Origin of the sequence: Nocardia sp. NPDC127606, assembly GCF_042671725.1 — a bacterium.
In the GTDB taxonomy this organism is placed as follows: domain Bacteria; phylum Actinomycetota; class Actinomycetes; order Mycobacteriales; family Mycobacteriaceae; genus Nocardia.
In genome coordinates, this window is record NZ_JBHXWQ010000002.1 from 204,046 (window position 1) to 219,421 (window position 15,376).

The following is a 15,376-nucleotide window of genomic DNA, read 5'->3' on the forward strand; positions in this document are numbered from 1 at the left end:
GTCTGCGCCGCAATAACTTCGAGAAGTCGAAGTTGTCCGCGTCAGGAGAAACACAATGCGCATCAAATCCACCATCGCCGCCGCTCTGCTGGCCGTCGCGACCGTCGCCGGGGTGTCGGCGGTCGGTGCGGGCAGTGCCGCCGCGGCGCCGTACGGAACGTATTACGGCACCTACTACGAGCTCTACCAGTGCCGTGCGGCCGGGGAGGATCCGTACACCGGCGGGTATTACTGGGAGTGCACGGAGAGCTGGGACGGCTGGGATCTCTACATCTGGTACTGACATGAAACGGGAAGTCCGAAAACTCTTCGGACTTCCCGTTTTTCGTAGGTCTATCGGCTCAGTGGCCGGATTCCTTCAGCCGCGTGAAGGACTCGTCGATGATCTTCTCGGCCTCGGCGCGGCCGAGCCACTCCGAACCCTCGACGTACTTGCCCGGCTCGAGATCCTTGTAGCGCTCGAAGAAGTGCTTGATCGCCGACAGTTCGAACTCCGAGACGTCGCCCAGGTCCTGGATGTGATCCCAGCGCGGGTCGCCCGCGGGGACGCACAGCACCTTGTCGTCGCCACCGGCCTCGTCGGTCATGCGGTACACGCCCACCGGGCGGGCCTCGACGATTACGCCGGGGAACACCGACTCGGGCAGCAGCACCAGCGCGTCGAGCGGGTCGCCGTCCTCGCCGAGGGTGTTCTCGATGAAGCCGTAGTCGGCCGGGTAGCCCATGGAGGTGTACAGGTACCGGTCGAGCTTGACCCGGCCGCTCTCGTGATCGACCTCGTACTTGTTCCGAGAACCCTTGGGAATCTCGATGGTGACGTCGAACTCCACGCCATCTCCTTGCTCGTTCGAGTGCTGGTCTGTGCCGAATCGCCAGATCGTTCTGGGGAACCGTTGCGCAACGAGGATAGTGTGGTGTGCTGGTACACCGGTGCGGCAGGCGGCTGTAGTCGCGCAGTCGAGGCGTGTCGGTCGGCGTTGAGGGAGACACTGTCGTGGTCGATACAGGCGGCAATCCGGGATCACCGGTGCAGGGGCGCCGGAGGTCCCGCTGGATCTGGTTGTCGGCAGTGGTCGTCGCGCTACTGGTGATCGCGGGCGGATTCGCGGCGATCGCGCAGCCGTGGACGCCGGAATTCCGGCACGGCGGGCTCACCGTGGCGCCTCCACCGGATACCGGTCAGGTGTTTCCCGAGGTGGCTCCGGCCCGATCGGACGCGCCCGCGCCGACGGTGGCCGGCATCGCCGCGGCGCTCGCCGCGGTGGTCGGCAATCCTGATCTCGGTGCGTTCGCGGGTCAGGTGACCGATCCGAGCAGCGGGACGGTGCTGTGGAGTCAGGAGCCGACCAAGGCGATGATTCCGTCGTCGACGGCCAAGATCATGCTGGTCGCGGCCGCCTTGCTGACCTTGCCCGATGATCAGCGGGTGACCACGAAGGTGCTCGCCGGTGCGCCCGGCGAGCTGGTGCTGGTCGCGGGCGGGGATCCGACGCTCACCACACGGGCAGCGGGCGGCTACTACACCGACGGCGCCCGGATCTCGGATCTGGCCGCGCAGGTGCGGGCCGCGGGCCGACAGACGAACGCGATCGTGGTCGACACGTCCGCGTACTCGGGGCCGACCATGGCCTCGGGCTGGGACCCGATCGACATTCCGGAAGGGTCCATCGCCCCGATCGAGGCGATCATGCTCGACGGTGGCCGGTTCGATCCCTCGGCCGACTACTCCCCGCGCACCGCGAACCCCGCGCTCGACGCCGGGCGGGCGCTGGCCGCCGAGCTGGGTATCGATCCCGCCGCCGTGCGAGTGGGACCGGCCGCGCAGACCGGCGCGCAGATCGCGAAGGTCGAATCGGCCCCGCTGCGGGTTCGCCTGCACGACATGATGATTCATTCCGACAATGTGCTGGCCGAGACCATCGGACGTGAGCTGGCGGTGGCATCGGGACAGCCCGCCTCCTTCGCCGGCGCGGTCGCGGCTACCGCGGCGGCCCTGTCGGCGGCCGGTTTCGATATCACCGGACTGCATCTGGCCGACAACAGTGGGCTCTCCGTCGACGACCGGGTGACCCCGAAGCTGCTCGATTCGATCATCGCGACCGCGGCGAAGCCGACCGGCAACGCGGCACTGGTACCGACCGGAACACAGGCCAGGCCCGAAAACGACCCGCGCGCAGCGGCTCTCGCGCCGATGCTGGACTACCTGCCCGTCGCGGGCGGCACCGGCACACTCGCGCCGCGCTTCGTCACGCAGAACCGGCAGGGTGCGGGGTGGGTGCGCGCCAAGACCGGAACTCTGAGCGTGGCCAGCGCGTTGGTCGGATATGTACTCGACCGCGACGGGCGGGTACTCACCTTCGCACTCATGTCGAACGACCGATTGCCGGAGCTCAGCAGGCCGGCGCTCGACGCGGTGGCGGGTGCCCTGCGCAACTGCGGCTGCTCGTAGAGAACAGGTGGTTATGACCGACAAGACCGAGCGCAAGAGTTCCGGGTTCAGCGGAGCGGTGGATTGGCGGCTGGCGGCGCGGACCGGGGCGGTGCTCGCGCCCGCCGGGCCGCGCGCGTCGCGGCAGACGGCGGAACAGGTCGTCGCCGAGTTGGCGTCGGCCTCGGTGCTGGCCGAACTGCCGGTGCGCGAGGTCAGTGGGTTGCTCGACGACCGGCCGGTGCCCGAGGCGCGGATCGTCGACCGGCCGGGGTGGATCTCCGCGGCGGCCGATTCGATGGCTGTGCTCACCGGCACCGAGTCCGCCGACGGGGGCAAGTTCGTCGGCAAGCCGGCGGGTGTCCAGGCGGGCACGATGCTGGCGTTCCTGTCGACCGCGATTCTCGGGCAGTACGACCCGTTCACCGGCGAGGACGGCACCTTGCTGCTGGTCGCGCCCAATATCCTCGGCGTCGAGCGTGCGCTCGGCGTGGATCCCAGCGACTTCCGGCTCTGGGTGTGCCTGCACGAGGTGACCCACCGGGTGCAGTTCTCGTCGGCGCCATGGCTGGCCGGGTACATGCGCACCAACGTGGACATCTTGAGCGAGGTCGGCGAGGAACCGATGAGCGAGATGCTCACCCGGTTGCTCGGTGAGGTGCGGTCGCGGCGCAACGGGGACAACGCCGACGATCCGAACAGTCGAGGGGTGGTCGGGCTCTTGCGGGCGGCCCAGGCGCCCCCGCAGCGCGAGGCACTGGATCGACTGTTGATGCTCGGCACGCTGCTCGAGGGGCACGCGGATCATGTGATGGACGCCGTGGGACCCGCTGTGGTGCCGACTGTCGCCGACATCCGGGCGGCCTTCGATCGGCGCAGGCAGCGACCTTCGAATCCGATTCAGCGGCTGCTGCGGGCGTTGCTCGGCGTGGACGCGAAGGTCGCGCAGTACGTACGGGGCAAGAAGTTCGTGGACGCGGTGGTCGAGCGGGTGGGGGTCGCGGAGTTCAACACGGTGTGGACGAACGCCGACACCCTGCCGTTGCTGGACGAGGTCGACGATCCGGAACGGTGGATTCGCCGGGTGCTGGGGTAGGTCTCGGTAGCCTGCACAGGTGACCTACGCGGACGGCCGACCGCCGAGCAGGGCCGCGCGGCCTGCTCGTGGACCGCGGCCGCCGACCGATGATCGGGATGCGATTGTTCGGTGTGGCCGATGACATCGCCTCGTCCGATGCGCCTACCGGAGACGGCGGCGGTGCTCGCGGTGCGGCGGGGTGTGCGCGAGTGGGTGGCCGCGCACGGCGGGCGGGGGCCGGTGGTGGTGGGGTTGTCCGGCGGGGCCGATTCGCTGGCCTTGGTTGCCGCCGCTGTTGTCGAGGCGGGTGAGGTGACCGCGGTGGTCGTCGACCATCGGTTGCAGGAGGGGTCGGGGGCGGTGGCCGATCGGGCGGTCGAGCAAGCGATGGGGCTCGGGTGCGTGGGGGCGATGGTTGTGCCCGTCGACGTGGGGCGTGCGGGGGGTGTGGAGGCGGCCGCTCGCGTGGCCAGGTACGCGGCGCTGGACTCGGTGCGCGACGGGCGGCCGGTGTTGCTCGGACACACGCTCGATGATCAGGCCGAGACCGTGCTTCTCGGCTTGGCGCGCGGGTCGGGCGGGCGGTCCATTCAGGGGATGGTGGCGTGGAATTCGCCGTGGGGGCGGCCGATGCTCGGGGTGCGCCGGGCACAGACGGTGCGGATGTGTGCCGATCTCGGGATCGAACCATGGGACGACCCGCACAACGCGGACCCCGGCTACACCCGGGTTCGCGTGCGCGAAGAAGTGCTGCCGTTGCTCGAGGAGGTGCTCGGTGGTGGCGTGGCACAGGCGCTGGCCCGCACCGCCGACCAGCTCCGTGCGGACGGGGCCGTACTCGACGCCTACGCCGACGAACTGCTGCGGGCGGCGCGGGTTGTTCAGACCGGTGGCGCGTTCGGCAGCGATCCACCCACCCTGTCGATCGAGATCCTGGCCACTGCGCCGCCCGCGTTGCGTCGCAGGGCCGTGCGCACCTGGCTCGCCGATCAGGGCGTGACCGGGCTCGTGAACGCCCATTTACAGGCGATCGACGAGCTGGTGAGTAATTGGCACGGGCAGGGCGGGGTGGCGGTGGCGGGCGGCTCGAGGGACCACAGGTTGGTCGTGACGCGCGAACATGGCACGCTGGCGGTGCGAGCACAGACGCGCATTTGATGCCACGAAGGGACACCCACTTCCGTGTACGGAGACGACATCGCATCGGTGCTGATCACCGAAGACGAGATCAAAGCCAAGATCGAGGAACTGGCCGAACTCGTCGCCAAGCGATACCCGCCCGATTCCCCCGAAGGTGACCTCCTGCTGATCTGCGTCCTCAAGGGCGCGATCTTCTTCATGACCGACTTCGCCAGGGCGCTGTCGATCCCCACTCAGCTCGAATTCATGGCCGTGTCGTCCTATGGTTCGTCCACCTCGTCCTCGGGCGTGGTGCGGATCATGAAGGACCTGGACAAGGACATCGCGGGCCGCAACGTCCTGATCGTCGAGGACATCATCGACTCGGGCCTGACCCTGTCCTGGCTCAAGCGCAACCTGTCCACCCGCAACCCGGCGTCGTTGGAAGTAGTCACCCTGCTCCGCAAGCCCGACGCGCTGCGCACCCCCGTCGACGTCGCGCACGTGGGCTTCGACATCCCCAACGAATTCGTCGTCGGCTACGGCCTCGACTACGCCGAGCGCTACCGCGACCTCCCCTACATCGGCACCCTCAACCCGGCGGTCTACTCCTAGTTCCCCCCGGGGGATCGACGACTCTGATCAGGGCCCGGATATCGGCGTCGATCGCGCGGAACAGCGCGTACGAGCCGAGGAAGGCCACGACGCTGCCGAGGTAGACCACGCGCAGCGAGACCATGGTCGGCAGCAGGTCCTCGGTGGGCAGCAAGGTGATGGCGACCATCGCGATCAGCGGGATGGACGCGGCGACCGCCAGGTACCAGGCGCAGCGCTGCAGGAGTCCGCGCAGCGCCGCGGCATCGGTGTGGAACAGGTGGCCTTGCTGCAGGAAGGTCGGGTACGCGCAGCGGACCATGTAAAAGGTGATGAGGAAGAACGCGTAGGTCGCCGCCACGGCGCAACCGATGGCGTTCGACGTCAGAAATTGCACGGTGGTGCGCGTCTCCAGCTTGCCGGTGCTGACCTTCACCGTGGCGGGCAGGATCGCGGCCGCGGTGACCCAGAACAGCAGGGCGACGACAACCGCCCGGTCGCCCAGGTACAGCGATTGCCTGCCTGCCAGGCCCAACGTCTCGGTACCCACACGTCGCCCGGCCCGCAGCGCGCGCGGAACCAGGATCGCGTGGCGGGACAGGAAGACCAGGATCACCGCGCCGAGGGCGAAAGCCATCACGTTGGTGACCACCGAGACGATGTGCAGCGCTTCGCGAGCGGCGGGCTCGAGCCGCTGCACCAGCAGGCCGGAGTTCTGCCAGGTCTTGTATCGCACGGCTAGCGCGTTGGGCACCGCGATCGCCAGCGTCATCAGCGGAACCATGAAGGGCCGCAAGCGTATTCGATAGGAATCGGCAGGCGGGTCGACCAGGTTTCTGCTGCGCGGGTCCAGGCAGAGGTCGAACTGTTCGGCGAGGACGGTGCCGTCTGGCCAGCGGTCGGCTCGGTCCGGCTCGAGGCATCGGAGCAGCACCCGGCGCAGTGCGGGCGGACAGTCCGGCGGAAGTTGTTGTAGCGCGTAGTCGCTCACGCCCTCGCTGCGCGAGGCGAGCATCGCCTCCAGTCTGGTCTGATCGCCCCAGGCGGGGTCATCGGCGCCGGTGTCGTCGAACGGCTTTGTGCCGGTGAGCAATTCCCACAGCAGCACTCCCAGTGAGAAGAGATCGGAGCGTGCTTCGAGGTCGGCGGCGCTGCGGTCGTAGCCGGGATGGCTGGCCTCGAGCTGCTCGGGTGACATGTACGCCAGTGACCCGCCGAAATACGAGAGCGGGCTGGTGCCCGCGGTCTCGCTGAAACTGATGTTGAAATCGGCGAGCTTCGGCACCCCCTCGGCCGTGAGCAGGACATTCGCCGGCTTCACATCACGGTGCAGCACACCCCGATCGGCCGCGTGATCCAGCGCCGCGGCCAGGCGCCGACCCAGCCAGGCCACGGTATCGGGCCAGCTGAGTTGGGCGATCTCGCGACGCACGCTCGAATCCGTCGGCCGGATCTCGCCCTTCTCCGTCATCGCCGCGTCGATCGCGTCGAGCAGGAGCTGACCGCCGCGTTCGGCGGGTGGGGTCGCGCGGACCCAGCGCAGCAGGCCGAGCAGGGTGCCGCCGGGCAGGAACTGCATGTACAGCAGGCGCAGCCGGGGCGACCCGTCGTCGGGTGGATCGAGGACGAGCTGATCGAAGACGCGCACGATGTAGTCGTGGTCGAGCTGGGCCAGGGTTTGCGGCTCGGTGCCGCTGTCGGCGGAGATCTTCACCGCGACCAAGCGTTGCATCGACCGTTGCCGGGCCAGGAAGACCCGGGCGAACGCGCCCGCGCCGAGCTCGGTCAGCAGCTCGAAGTCGCCGACGCGATCGCCCACGTCGAACCGGTCGAGCCCGCGGCGATCGGTGGAGTGCATGGTGGCGGTGCGGTCGAGCGAGGGGCGGGTCGCCTCGGTGATGACAGTCGAGCTCACGACGGGTCATACGCGCGGACCCACACGGAGGTTCATCCGCGCCGGAGATCGTCAGCTGACGACGCGTTCCAGGGCCTTCAGATCGGCTTCGAGTGCGCGGAAGAGCAGGTAGGAGCCGACGAAGGCGACGATGCCGCCGACGCAGAGCACCCGAACGGCGACGATCACGGCCGGGATATCCCCGGGCGGGAGGAAGGTGACGCCCGCGACGGCGAGCAGGGGGACCGAGGCGGCCACCGCGAGGTACCAGGTGCAGCGGCGGCTCAGCGCGCGCAGCCAGGCGCTGTCGTCGGTGCTGATCTCGCCGTGGCGAAGGAAGATCGGGTAGATGCAGCGGACCAGGTAGAACGTCACGAGGAAGAACGGGTAGGCGACGGCGATCGCGCCGCAGACCAGCAGCGAGGCGAGGAAGTGGACCACGGCACGGCCGGGGACGTCCCCGGCGGCCAACTGCAGCGCGATCGGAAAGGTGATTCCGGAGATCGCCCACAGCGAGAACGCGACGATCACCACCTGGTCGCCCAGGCGCAAGGTGTCGTGTCTGGTGCGACGCAGGATCTGTGGGTCGTAGCGGCGGCCGTGGCGCAGGCCGCGCGGCACGGAGAGCACGAAACGGGCGAGGTAGATGAGCACCGCGGCGCCCAGCGGGAAGAAGACCACGTTCACGCCCGCGGTGATCACCACGAACGATTGCTGGGCGGTCTCGCTGAGCCGGCTCACCACCAGATTCTGGTTGTGCAGGATGTTGTACCAGGAGGCGAGTGCGTTGGGGACGCCGATCGCCAGGACCATCACCAGCAGCGGCCACTTGCGCCACACCATCCGCCAGCTGTTCGGCGGCGGGTCGACGAGGTCGCGGGCGCGGGCGTCCAGACACAGGTCGAACTGCTTGGCCAGCACCGCGCCTTCGGCCCAGCGACCCGACCTGTCCGGGTCGAGGCAGGTCAGCAGCACCCGGCGCAGGGCAGCGGGACAGTTCGCCGGAACCCGGTCGAGCGCGACGGGGTCGACGCCGCCGGTTCGTCGCTCGAGCATGGCCTCGAGGGTGGTTTCGTCGCCGCGACCCTCGGCCGCGGCGGTGTCGTCGTCGAACGGCTTCGCGCCGGTCAGTAGTTCCCACAGGACCACGCCGAGGGAGTAGATATCGCTGCGGGTGTCGAGGTCGGCGGCGCTGCGGCTGAGACCGGGGTGACAGGCCTCCAGCTGTTCGGGCGACATGTAGGCCAGCGAACCGCCGAAGTAGGCGACCGGGCTGGTGCCCTCCACGGTGCGGCTGAAGCTGATGTTGAAGTCGGCGAGCTTGGGGACGCCCTCGGCGGTGAGCAGCACATTCGCCGGTTTCACGTCGCGGTGCAGCACACCGTGCGAGGACGCGTAGTCGAGCGCCTCGGCCAGCCGCCTGCCCAGCCAGGCCACCGTTTCCGGCCAGCTCAGGGCGGCGATCTCGGAGCGCACGCTCGAATCGGTCGGCCGGATCTCGCCCTTCTCCTCCATGGCGGCGTCCACCGCGTCGAGCAGCAGTTTGCCGCTGCGTTCGGCGGGTGGGGTCGCGCGGACCCAGCGCAGCAGGCCGAGCAGGGTTCCGCCGGGCAGGAACTGCATGTAGAGCAGACGGAGGCGACGCGAACCCGAGGGCGCCGAGTCGGTGTCCATCAGTTGCTGGTCGAACACGCGCACGATGTAGTCGTGGTCGAGCTGGGCCAGCGTCTGCGGTTCGGTGCCGCGGTCGGCGGAGATCTTCACCGCGACCAGCCGCTGCATCGACGTCTGCCTGGCCAGGAAGACGCGCGCGAACGCACCCGAACCGAGCCCGGTGAGCAGCTCGAAATCGCCGATACGCTGGCCGATTTCGATGCGGTCGAGCGGTTCGAACGCGCCGGGATTCGAGAGTGCGTCCGTCGACGACGTCGCGGCCGAGGTGGCGGTCGCGGTGAGGTCGAGCTGCGGGCTGGTCATCTGAGTACTACGAGTCGAGTCCGGCGTTTGGTTCACCGTCGCGTCGGGATCGTCGGTCCGGTGGGTGCTCTGGTCGAGTTCCTCGGTATTGAGCAGGCCGCGCAGACTGGCCGCCTGCTCCGGATACTCGCTCAGGCACTCGCGCGGATCGACCCGCTCGCCGCTGTGCCTGCGGATGACGAATTCCTCGAACACCAGCCCGGCGGGCAGCGACGCCCGGTCGAGTTCGGGGAACTCGGCGCAGTAGTGGATCAGCCGCTTGCGGTCGATGCCGGTGCCGGCGTGATGCAGCCAGCGATGGCGCAGGTCGACCCGGATCAGCTCGTGCAGCGCCTGCGCGCGCAAGGTGGCCGCGTCGGGGAGGAACTCGGCGATGTCGGGCGGGCGCTCGTCGACCGCGCCCCACGCGGCGGCGAACGCCTCGACCATGTCGACGCGCACATTCGTGGCCCGACCGGGTGTTGCGTCGGGTTGTTCCCCGCTTCCGGTGTTATCGATCATCAACCGACCTAAAGAGTTCGCGCGGATCGGTGCGAAATTCATTCCGCCACACCCGCCGCCATCGCCGGAGAGCTGTACTTGAAATGATAACTTGCGCCTCTAGAGCTGATCACCCGAATTTCGACGACCATGCGACGGGGGCGAATCCGCAGATGAACGAAGACCTCACAGCGGTAGCATGGGAGTCCGTCGACGACGACGGCGTAACGGACGCTGAGGTGACGATGGACTCGTCCCGCCCGCCCGCCGACGAGTTCCCCATCGGCGGCCCCGCAGCGGCACTGGCCGCTCGCGTCCGCGCGGGCATCATCACCCCGGCCGACGTCACCGCCGACGCGCTCGCCCGCATCGCCTCGGAGAATCGCAAGATCAACGCGTTCACGGTGGTGCGCGCCGAGCGGGCACGAGCCGAAGCGCGAGAACTCGCCGCCAGACAAGACCTCGACGAGCTGCCGCTGGCCGGTGTGCCGGTGGCGGTGAAACAGAACATCGCGGTGGCAGGTGAGCCGACCAGGGCCGGTTCGGCGGCCACCTCGGACGAACCGGCGAGCGTCGATCACCCGGTGGTGGCCAGGCTGCGCGCCGCGGGCGCGATCGTGGTGGGGCTGACGGCGATGCCCGAGCTCGGCTTGTGGGCGAGTACCGACTCCGCGGGGTGCGTCACCCGCAATCCACGCGATGTCGGCCGGTCGACGGGTGGATCCTCGGGTGGCGCGGCCGCCGCGGTGGCCGCCGGACTCGTGCCGATCGCGCACGGCAACGACGGCCTCGGTTCGATCCGGGTGCCCGCCGCGGCGTGCGGGGTCTTCGGGATCAAGCCGGGTAGACACGTGGTGCCCGCGCAGATCGGCGCCGATTCCTGGGCGGGACTGGCCGAGAACGGCGTCCTCGCGACCACGGTGTCAGACGCGGCGCTGGCGCTGTCGGTGCTGGCGGGCCGTTCCGACCTGGCCGAACTACGCAAGCCACAGCGACTACGCATCGGACTGGCCGTGGCTCCGCCGTCGCGACTGGTCCGGATGGATCGGCATTGGACGGCGGCGGCGCGCACCGCGGGTGCGCGCGCGGCAGTGGCCGGGCACGAGGTGCAACCGGTGGAACTGCCCTACGGCGACGCGGCGTTGTTGATGCTGCTGCGCTGGCCGAGCGCGGGTCTGGCCGACGCCGAGGCACTCGAGAACCCCGAACTGCTCCAGCAACGCACCAAACGTCATCTGGCGATCGGCAGGGTGATCCGGCGACTCGGCCTGGTCCGCCCCAGCCAGATCGACCGGACCGAAGCCAGACTGCTCGAATTCTTCGAGGACTTCGATGTGGTGATCACTCCGACGCTGGCCGCGCCACCGCCCAAGGCCAGGCAGTGGAGCGGGCGCGGGTGGGCCGCGAATGTCGTGTCCTCGGCGCGCTACGCGCCGTTCACCGGACTGTGGAATCTGCTCGGCTGGCCCGCGGCATCACTGCCGATGGGCACCCATCCCGAGGCCCATACCCCGTTGGCCGCGCAACTGATCGGTCCGCCGGGCAGCGAGTCCACCTTGCTCGGTCTCGCCGCCCAACTGGAACTGTCGAACTAGACCGCGATCGGCTGCGGCTGCGGCGTCGGCTCGGAGAAACCGCCGTCGACGGCGCGACCGGCGAATTCCAGAATGGTCGGGCGCGTGTCGTCGGCCCGCCACGCCACTGCCAGCTCACACGGGGTGAGACCGGCGACCGGACGCGCGGTGAGCCCGGGCCAGCGGTACATCGGCACGTTGTTCTCGGCCAGCAGGCACACGCCGAGGCCGAGGCTCACGGCCTCGAGCTTGTCCTCGGGGGTGGCCGCCTCGGCGCCGATCTTGGCCGCCTTGCCGCCACGGGCATCGTTGCCGAGCCAGAAGTCGCGGACCGCGCCCGCCTCGGTGGGCAGGGCGACGAAGGGCTCGTCGAGCAGATCGGTGAATTCGATGCTGTCCTGCTCGGCCAGCGGGTGCGACTCGGGCAGCAGCACCCAGCGCGGCTCGGTGCGCAGCACCTGCCAGCGATAACGGTTGGGGTCGGGCAGCGGCAGCCAGACCAGCGACAGGTCGGCCTGTCGACCGGCCAGGCCACTGGAGGGGTCGTTCCACGATGCGGCGTGCAGGGCGAGACGGTGACCGCTCGCGCTCTCGAGGTCGTTGAGCAGACCCCGGCCGAGCGCGGACTGGATACCGACGCGCAGCACCTCGCCTGCTTCCTGGAGGGACACGTTGGTCACCTCCCACAGCTCGAGGATCTTGCGTGCGCCTTCGAGCAGTTCCTTACCGGCGACGGTGAGGGCGACACTGCGCTGGTTGCGGTCGAACAGGACCACGTCGAGCTGGCGTTCGAGCTGGCGGATCTGGCGTGACAACGTCGGCTGAGCGATATGCAGCCGCTGGGCGGCGTTCGTGAAATGCAGTTCCTCAGCGACGGCGACGAAATACCGCAGATCGCGCAAATGCGGGTCCATAGCACCTTGCTATCAGAATCGGTCGGGAAAATCCAGCCAAAACGGGCAAGGAAGTTCGCGGAAGTGGATCAAAACAGTCACCAGGTTGGTATCGCACAGCATATGGCCTGACATGGTGAGCTGCACCATCGGATTGTCTATTGTTCGTGCCGATCTGCCATCGAGTGGATCGACGTCAAATCTGGGCAGCTGACCAGCGAAAATGCGTCGCTGTTCACATCACCTGCCCCGCTGTGGGCCGCGCGGTGCCGCTGTCGTTCGCGTCGAAAGGTGCCGCTGACCACGGCGACCATGACCGGCGAAGCAAGGTGGGTGATGTTAGTCACAAAGAAGTTTCGACGCGACGATTCCGGCTGCGCGCCAACATGCGTCGCAGCCGGAATCGACTACTTGCTCTTCTTGAGACGCAGCACCGTCGGCAGGTCGATCCGGCGCATCCCACGCGCACCGGCCGCCCGCATCGCCGCGACCGCGAAGACCAGCTTGTTCATGTCGTAGGGGTACCAGAACAGTTCTTTGCCCATGGTCGGCAGCTTCGGCTTCGTCATCGCCTGCGCGCGACAGTATTTCCGCAGCCCCGACGCACCGCCCCAGCGCGCGCCGACGCCGGACAGACCCCAACCGCCCATCGGCATCGCGGGATTGAACAGGTTCGAGAACACGTCGTTGATGTTCACCGCGCCCGTGTTCAGCTGCCTGGCCACGCGTTCGCCACGCGCCTTGTCGCCGGTCCACACCGACGCCGAAAGTCCGTAGATCGAGTCGTTGGCCATCCGGATCGCCTCGGCCTCGTCGGCCACCTTCATCACCGGCAGCGTCGGGCCGAAGGTCTCCTCGGCGACGCACGACATCGAATGGTCCACATCCACGAGCACGGTCGGCTCGAAGAAGGTGCCCACGCCGGTGCGTTTGCCGCCGGTGGTCACCCGGGCGCCCGCCGCCACCGCCTCGTCGACGTGGCGCTGCACGATCAGCACCTGGTTCTCGTTGGCCAGCGCGCCCACGTCGTTCTTCGACTCGCGATCGTCGGCGCCCTGGCGCAAGGCGGCGACCGCCGCGGTGAGCTTGGTGACGAACTCGTCGTAGACCGGCGCTTCGACGTAGACCCGCTCGACCGAGATGCACACCTGACCGGCGTTGAACATGCCGCCGAAGGCGATGCCGTGCGCGGCGCGGTCCAGGTCCGCGTCGGCGAGCACGATCGCGGGGTCCTTGCCGCCGAGCTCGAGGCTGTAGGGCACCATCCGCTCCGCGCAGGTGGCCGCGATCTTGCGACCGGTCGCGGTGGAACCGGTGAACTGGATGTAGTCGGCGTTCTCGACCACGGCCGCGCCGGTCGCGCCGGCGCCGGTGACCACCTTGAACACCGGCGGCGCACCGATCTCGGCCCAGCCGCGAGCCAGTTCCACCGCGGACAGCGGGGTCACCTCCGACGGCTTGAGGATTACCGCGGCGCCGGCCGCCAGTGCGGGGAACACGTCGATCGCGGGCATCGCGAGCGGGAAGTTCCACGGCGTGATCACCCCGACCACGGGATAGGGGCGGTAGGCCACGGTCAGCGACTTCACCCGCGCGAGCGGGCTGTGCGGGGACGGGTGGTCGTCGGCGAGGAACTTGCCTGCCCGGCGCGCGTAGTAGCCGAGGATGTCGACCGCGAACGCCGGATCGATGATCGCGTCGACGCGTGGCTTGGCGGTCTCGGATTGCAGCACCGCGGCCAGCTGCTCGGTGTTGTCGATCAGCCAGTCCTGCATCTTCAGCAGCCACTGCTTGCGCCCGTCCGGCCCGATCGCTTCCCATTCCGGCTGGTAGAGGCGCAGTTCGCGGACCGCGGCCGCCACGTCGTCGGGCGTGGTGACGGGCACGGTGCCGACGAGGTCGCCCGTGGCCGGATTGTGTACTTCGATCACCGCGACGTCTTTGTCGAGTTCGCTCACTGGTCGTTCTCCTCGTGCGTCTGCTGAATTCGGTTCACCGACTGTCGCGGCGCGGCCAAGAGGAAGTGGCGTGCCTGCTCAGACAATTAGAACACGTTGCAGTTCTGGGCCGAGCTGATTCCTACGGTGTCTCGCTGACCTCGTTCTCGCGCGCCGCGATCCGTCGCAGCGGCGGCTCGGTGGGCGGCGGGACCCGGCGATCGGGGAGTTCGGCCAGCAGCGCGGTGGTGGCCGCGGCGATGGCCGCGACAGCTTTGTCGACCGCGGGTTTGGTGGCGCTACTCAGGCCGGAGATGCCGCCGACTTTGCGCACATATTGCAAGGCGGCAGCGTAGATCTCCTGCTCGGTGGCGGCAGGCTCCAGACCACGCAAGACGGTGATATTTCTACACATGTCAGAACCATAGACCTGTGTGGCATGACGCGACAGGCGAAGAATAAGGCGATCTGAAAATCTCGTGACGCACGTGAGATTCGCACGCCACCCGTGATCGCGGTCACGGCACTAGACTCGGCCGCATGCCTGCCAGGGGAGTACCAGCGCTGACCACTTTTCCGTACCCGGAACTAGATGAGCGCGAAGAAGATCACTGGTCGGGCGCGGGGGTGAGCGACGACGAACTGCGCGCGCTCGCCCTCGGTGCCTTCTACTCCACGCGCTGGGACGCCTTCCACGACGCGATGCTGCTCGGCCCCGAGCGTGAGCACCCGCTCGGCGACCGCCGCGAACTCGCCATCGACACCCTCACCGGCGCCTGGGGCATCACCGACGGCACCGAAGCCCGCGCCTCGATGGAACAGCTCCTCGAAGGTATGCACGCGCCCCTGTACTCGCTGGTGCATCCGCTGGTGATGGCCTCGGTCAACGCCAGCGAGCGCGACCGTTTCGGTGAGCGGGCCGACAAACAGCGCGCGTTCCTGCGGCAGGTCGGTTCGTTTCGGGGGATGGACAATCCCGAGGCGCTGGTCCGCGACTACGACATCTGGGCCCAAGCCATCAAGATCGGCTTCACCGACCATCTATCGCGCCCACTACCCAACGACATCCACGCCTGGGATCTGGCCCGCGTCGTCGCGGTGGCCCGCATGGCGTTCACCGCCGGCTACATCGACGCCGACGTGGCATGGGAATACTGCATGCGCGCGCTGGTCCCCGCGCAGCGCCGCTACCGCAACTGGCGCCAGTTCGGCGACGCCTACCTCACCGGCTGGACCTACTGGCAGGCCACCGAGGACCTCGCCGAACTGAAGAACGGCGGCGTCGACCGCCGGATGGAACTGGTGCGACTGTGGACCAGGCCCACCAGCCCGTGGCGCCGGATCGAACTCAACGAGCCGGAGCAGAAGGCGGAAACCGAAGCGGCCGAACCGAATTGAGCAT

Annotated in this window: 13 protein-coding genes; 7 read left to right on the forward strand and 6 right to left on the reverse strand. The window is 68.5% G+C overall.

The features are described 5' to 3' along the window. Positions 1-55 precede the first annotated feature (55 nt). Positions 56-283: a hypothetical protein gene (locus ACFVJ5_RS11685; RefSeq protein ID WP_378631491.1), complete on the forward strand. Its 228-nt coding sequence runs from the start codon at positions 56-58 to the stop codon at positions 281-283. 58 nt (positions 284-341) lie between these two features. Here ACFVJ5_RS11685 and ACFVJ5_RS11690 read toward each other — a convergent pair whose 3' ends face one another. Further along, a complete protein-coding gene (locus tag ACFVJ5_RS11690; protein ID WP_062991391.1) occupies positions 342-830 on the reverse strand; it encodes an inorganic diphosphatase in 489 nt (162 codons plus the stop codon). 164 nt (positions 831-994) lie between these two features. Here ACFVJ5_RS11690 and ACFVJ5_RS11695 point away from each other — a divergent pair, with 164 nt between their 5' ends. The 4 genes from ACFVJ5_RS11695 (at position 995) to hpt (ending at position 5,240) form a co-directional block, all read left to right on the forward strand. After that, positions 995-2,449: a D-alanyl-D-alanine carboxypeptidase/D-alanyl-D-alanine-endopeptidase gene (locus ACFVJ5_RS11695; protein WP_379219966.1), complete on the forward strand. Its 1,455-nt coding sequence runs from the start codon at positions 995-997 to the stop codon at positions 2,447-2,449. A 13-nt stretch (positions 2,450-2,462) separates the two neighbouring features. Next, positions 2,463-3,524 (forward strand): zinc-dependent metalloprotease, encoded by a 1,062-nt coding sequence (locus tag ACFVJ5_RS11700; protein ID WP_379219967.1) that lies wholly within the window; start codon positions 2,463-2,465, stop codon positions 3,522-3,524. A 138-nt stretch (positions 3,525-3,662) separates the two neighbouring features. Further along, positions 3,663-4,664, forward strand: a complete 1,002-nt coding sequence (gene tilS, locus ACFVJ5_RS11705) for a tRNA lysidine(34) synthetase TilS (protein WP_379220614.1) — start codon at positions 3,663-3,665, stop codon at positions 4,662-4,664. Positions 4,665-4,688: 24 nt separating this feature from the next. Beyond that, a complete protein-coding gene (gene hpt, locus ACFVJ5_RS11710; RefSeq protein WP_056819061.1) occupies positions 4,689-5,240 on the forward strand; it encodes a hypoxanthine phosphoribosyltransferase in 552 nt (183 codons plus the stop codon). Here the strand turns inward: hpt and ACFVJ5_RS11715 are convergent. Both ACFVJ5_RS11715 and ACFVJ5_RS11720 read right to left on the reverse strand, forming a co-directional pair. Continuing rightward, positions 5,218-7,134, reverse strand: a complete 1,917-nt coding sequence (locus ACFVJ5_RS11715) for a serine/threonine-protein kinase (RefSeq protein ID WP_379219968.1) — start codon at positions 7,132-7,134, stop codon at positions 5,218-5,220. The two genes, hpt and ACFVJ5_RS11715, sit on opposite strands and share 23 nt — an antisense overlap. Before the next feature lie 51 nt (positions 7,135-7,185). Then, positions 7,186-9,591 carry a protein kinase gene (locus tag ACFVJ5_RS11720; protein ID WP_379219969.1) on the reverse strand — a complete coding sequence of 802 codons (2,406 nt, stop codon included), beginning with the start codon at positions 9,589-9,591 and terminating at the stop codon, positions 7,186-7,188. Positions 9,592-9,743: 152 nt separating this feature from the next. Here ACFVJ5_RS11720 and ACFVJ5_RS11725 point away from each other — a divergent pair, with 152 nt between their 5' ends. Then, positions 9,744-11,165, forward strand: a complete 1,422-nt coding sequence (locus ACFVJ5_RS11725; RefSeq protein ID WP_379219970.1) for an amidase — start codon at positions 9,744-9,746, stop codon at positions 11,163-11,165. Here ACFVJ5_RS11725 and ACFVJ5_RS11730 read toward each other — a convergent pair. From ACFVJ5_RS11730 to ACFVJ5_RS11740, 3 genes are all read right to left on the reverse strand, one after another. Further along, complete coding sequence (locus ACFVJ5_RS11730; RefSeq protein ID WP_379219971.1) at positions 11,162-12,058, reverse strand: LysR family transcriptional regulator; 897 nt, start codon at positions 12,056-12,058, stop codon at positions 11,162-11,164. The genes ACFVJ5_RS11725 and ACFVJ5_RS11730 overlap by 4 nt on opposite strands. A 386-nt stretch (positions 12,059-12,444) precedes the next feature. Continuing rightward, positions 12,445-13,995 carry an aldehyde dehydrogenase family protein gene (locus ACFVJ5_RS11735; RefSeq protein ID WP_379219972.1) on the reverse strand — a complete coding sequence of 517 codons (1,551 nt, stop codon included), beginning with the start codon at positions 13,993-13,995 and terminating at the stop codon, positions 12,445-12,447. Between the two features lie 121 nt (positions 13,996-14,116). Then, on the reverse strand, positions 14,117-14,389 hold the full coding sequence (locus ACFVJ5_RS11740; RefSeq protein WP_101464740.1) for a DUF2277 domain-containing protein: 273 nt from the start codon (positions 14,387-14,389) through the stop codon (positions 14,117-14,119). 125 nt (positions 14,390-14,514) lie between these two features. Here ACFVJ5_RS11740 and ACFVJ5_RS11745 point away from each other — a divergent pair, with 125 nt between their 5' ends. Beyond that, the gene (locus ACFVJ5_RS11745; RefSeq protein ID WP_062991379.1) at positions 14,515-15,372 is read left to right on the forward strand and encodes a DUF1266 domain-containing protein; all 858 of its coding nucleotides are present in this window, start codon (positions 14,515-14,517) and stop codon (positions 15,370-15,372) included. Positions 15,373-15,376 lie beyond the last annotated feature (4 nt).

What these genes read in the sequence shown, in the direction of transcription:
- ACFVJ5_RS11685 (WP_378631491.1), top strand. Translation starts at nt 56, where the DNA reads ATGCGCATCAAATCCACCATCGCCGCCGCTCTGCTGGCCGTCGCGACC.
- ACFVJ5_RS11700 (WP_379219967.1), top strand. Translation starts at nt 2,463, where the DNA reads ATGACCGACAAGACCGAGCGCAAGAGTTCCGGGTTCAGCGGAGCGGTG.
- tilS (WP_379220614.1), top strand. Translation starts at nt 3,663, where the DNA reads ATGCGCCTACCGGAGACGGCGGCGGTGCTCGCGGTGCGGCGGGGTGTG.
- ACFVJ5_RS11720 (WP_379219969.1), bottom strand. Translation starts at nt 9,591, where the DNA reads ATGATCGATAACACCGGAAGCGGGGAACAACCCGACGCAACACCCGGT.
- ACFVJ5_RS11725 (WP_379219970.1), top strand. Translation starts at nt 9,744, where the DNA reads ATGAACGAAGACCTCACAGCGGTAGCATGGGAGTCCGTCGACGACGAC.
- ACFVJ5_RS11730 (WP_379219971.1), bottom strand. Translation starts at nt 12,058, where the DNA reads ATGGACCCGCATTTGCGCGATCTGCGGTATTTCGTCGCCGTCGCTGAG.
- ACFVJ5_RS11740 (WP_101464740.1), bottom strand. Translation starts at nt 14,389, where the DNA reads ATGTGTAGAAATATCACCGTCTTGCGTGGTCTGGAGCCTGCCGCCACC.
- ACFVJ5_RS11745 (WP_062991379.1), top strand. Translation starts at nt 14,515, where the DNA reads ATGCCTGCCAGGGGAGTACCAGCGCTGACCACTTTTCCGTACCCGGAA.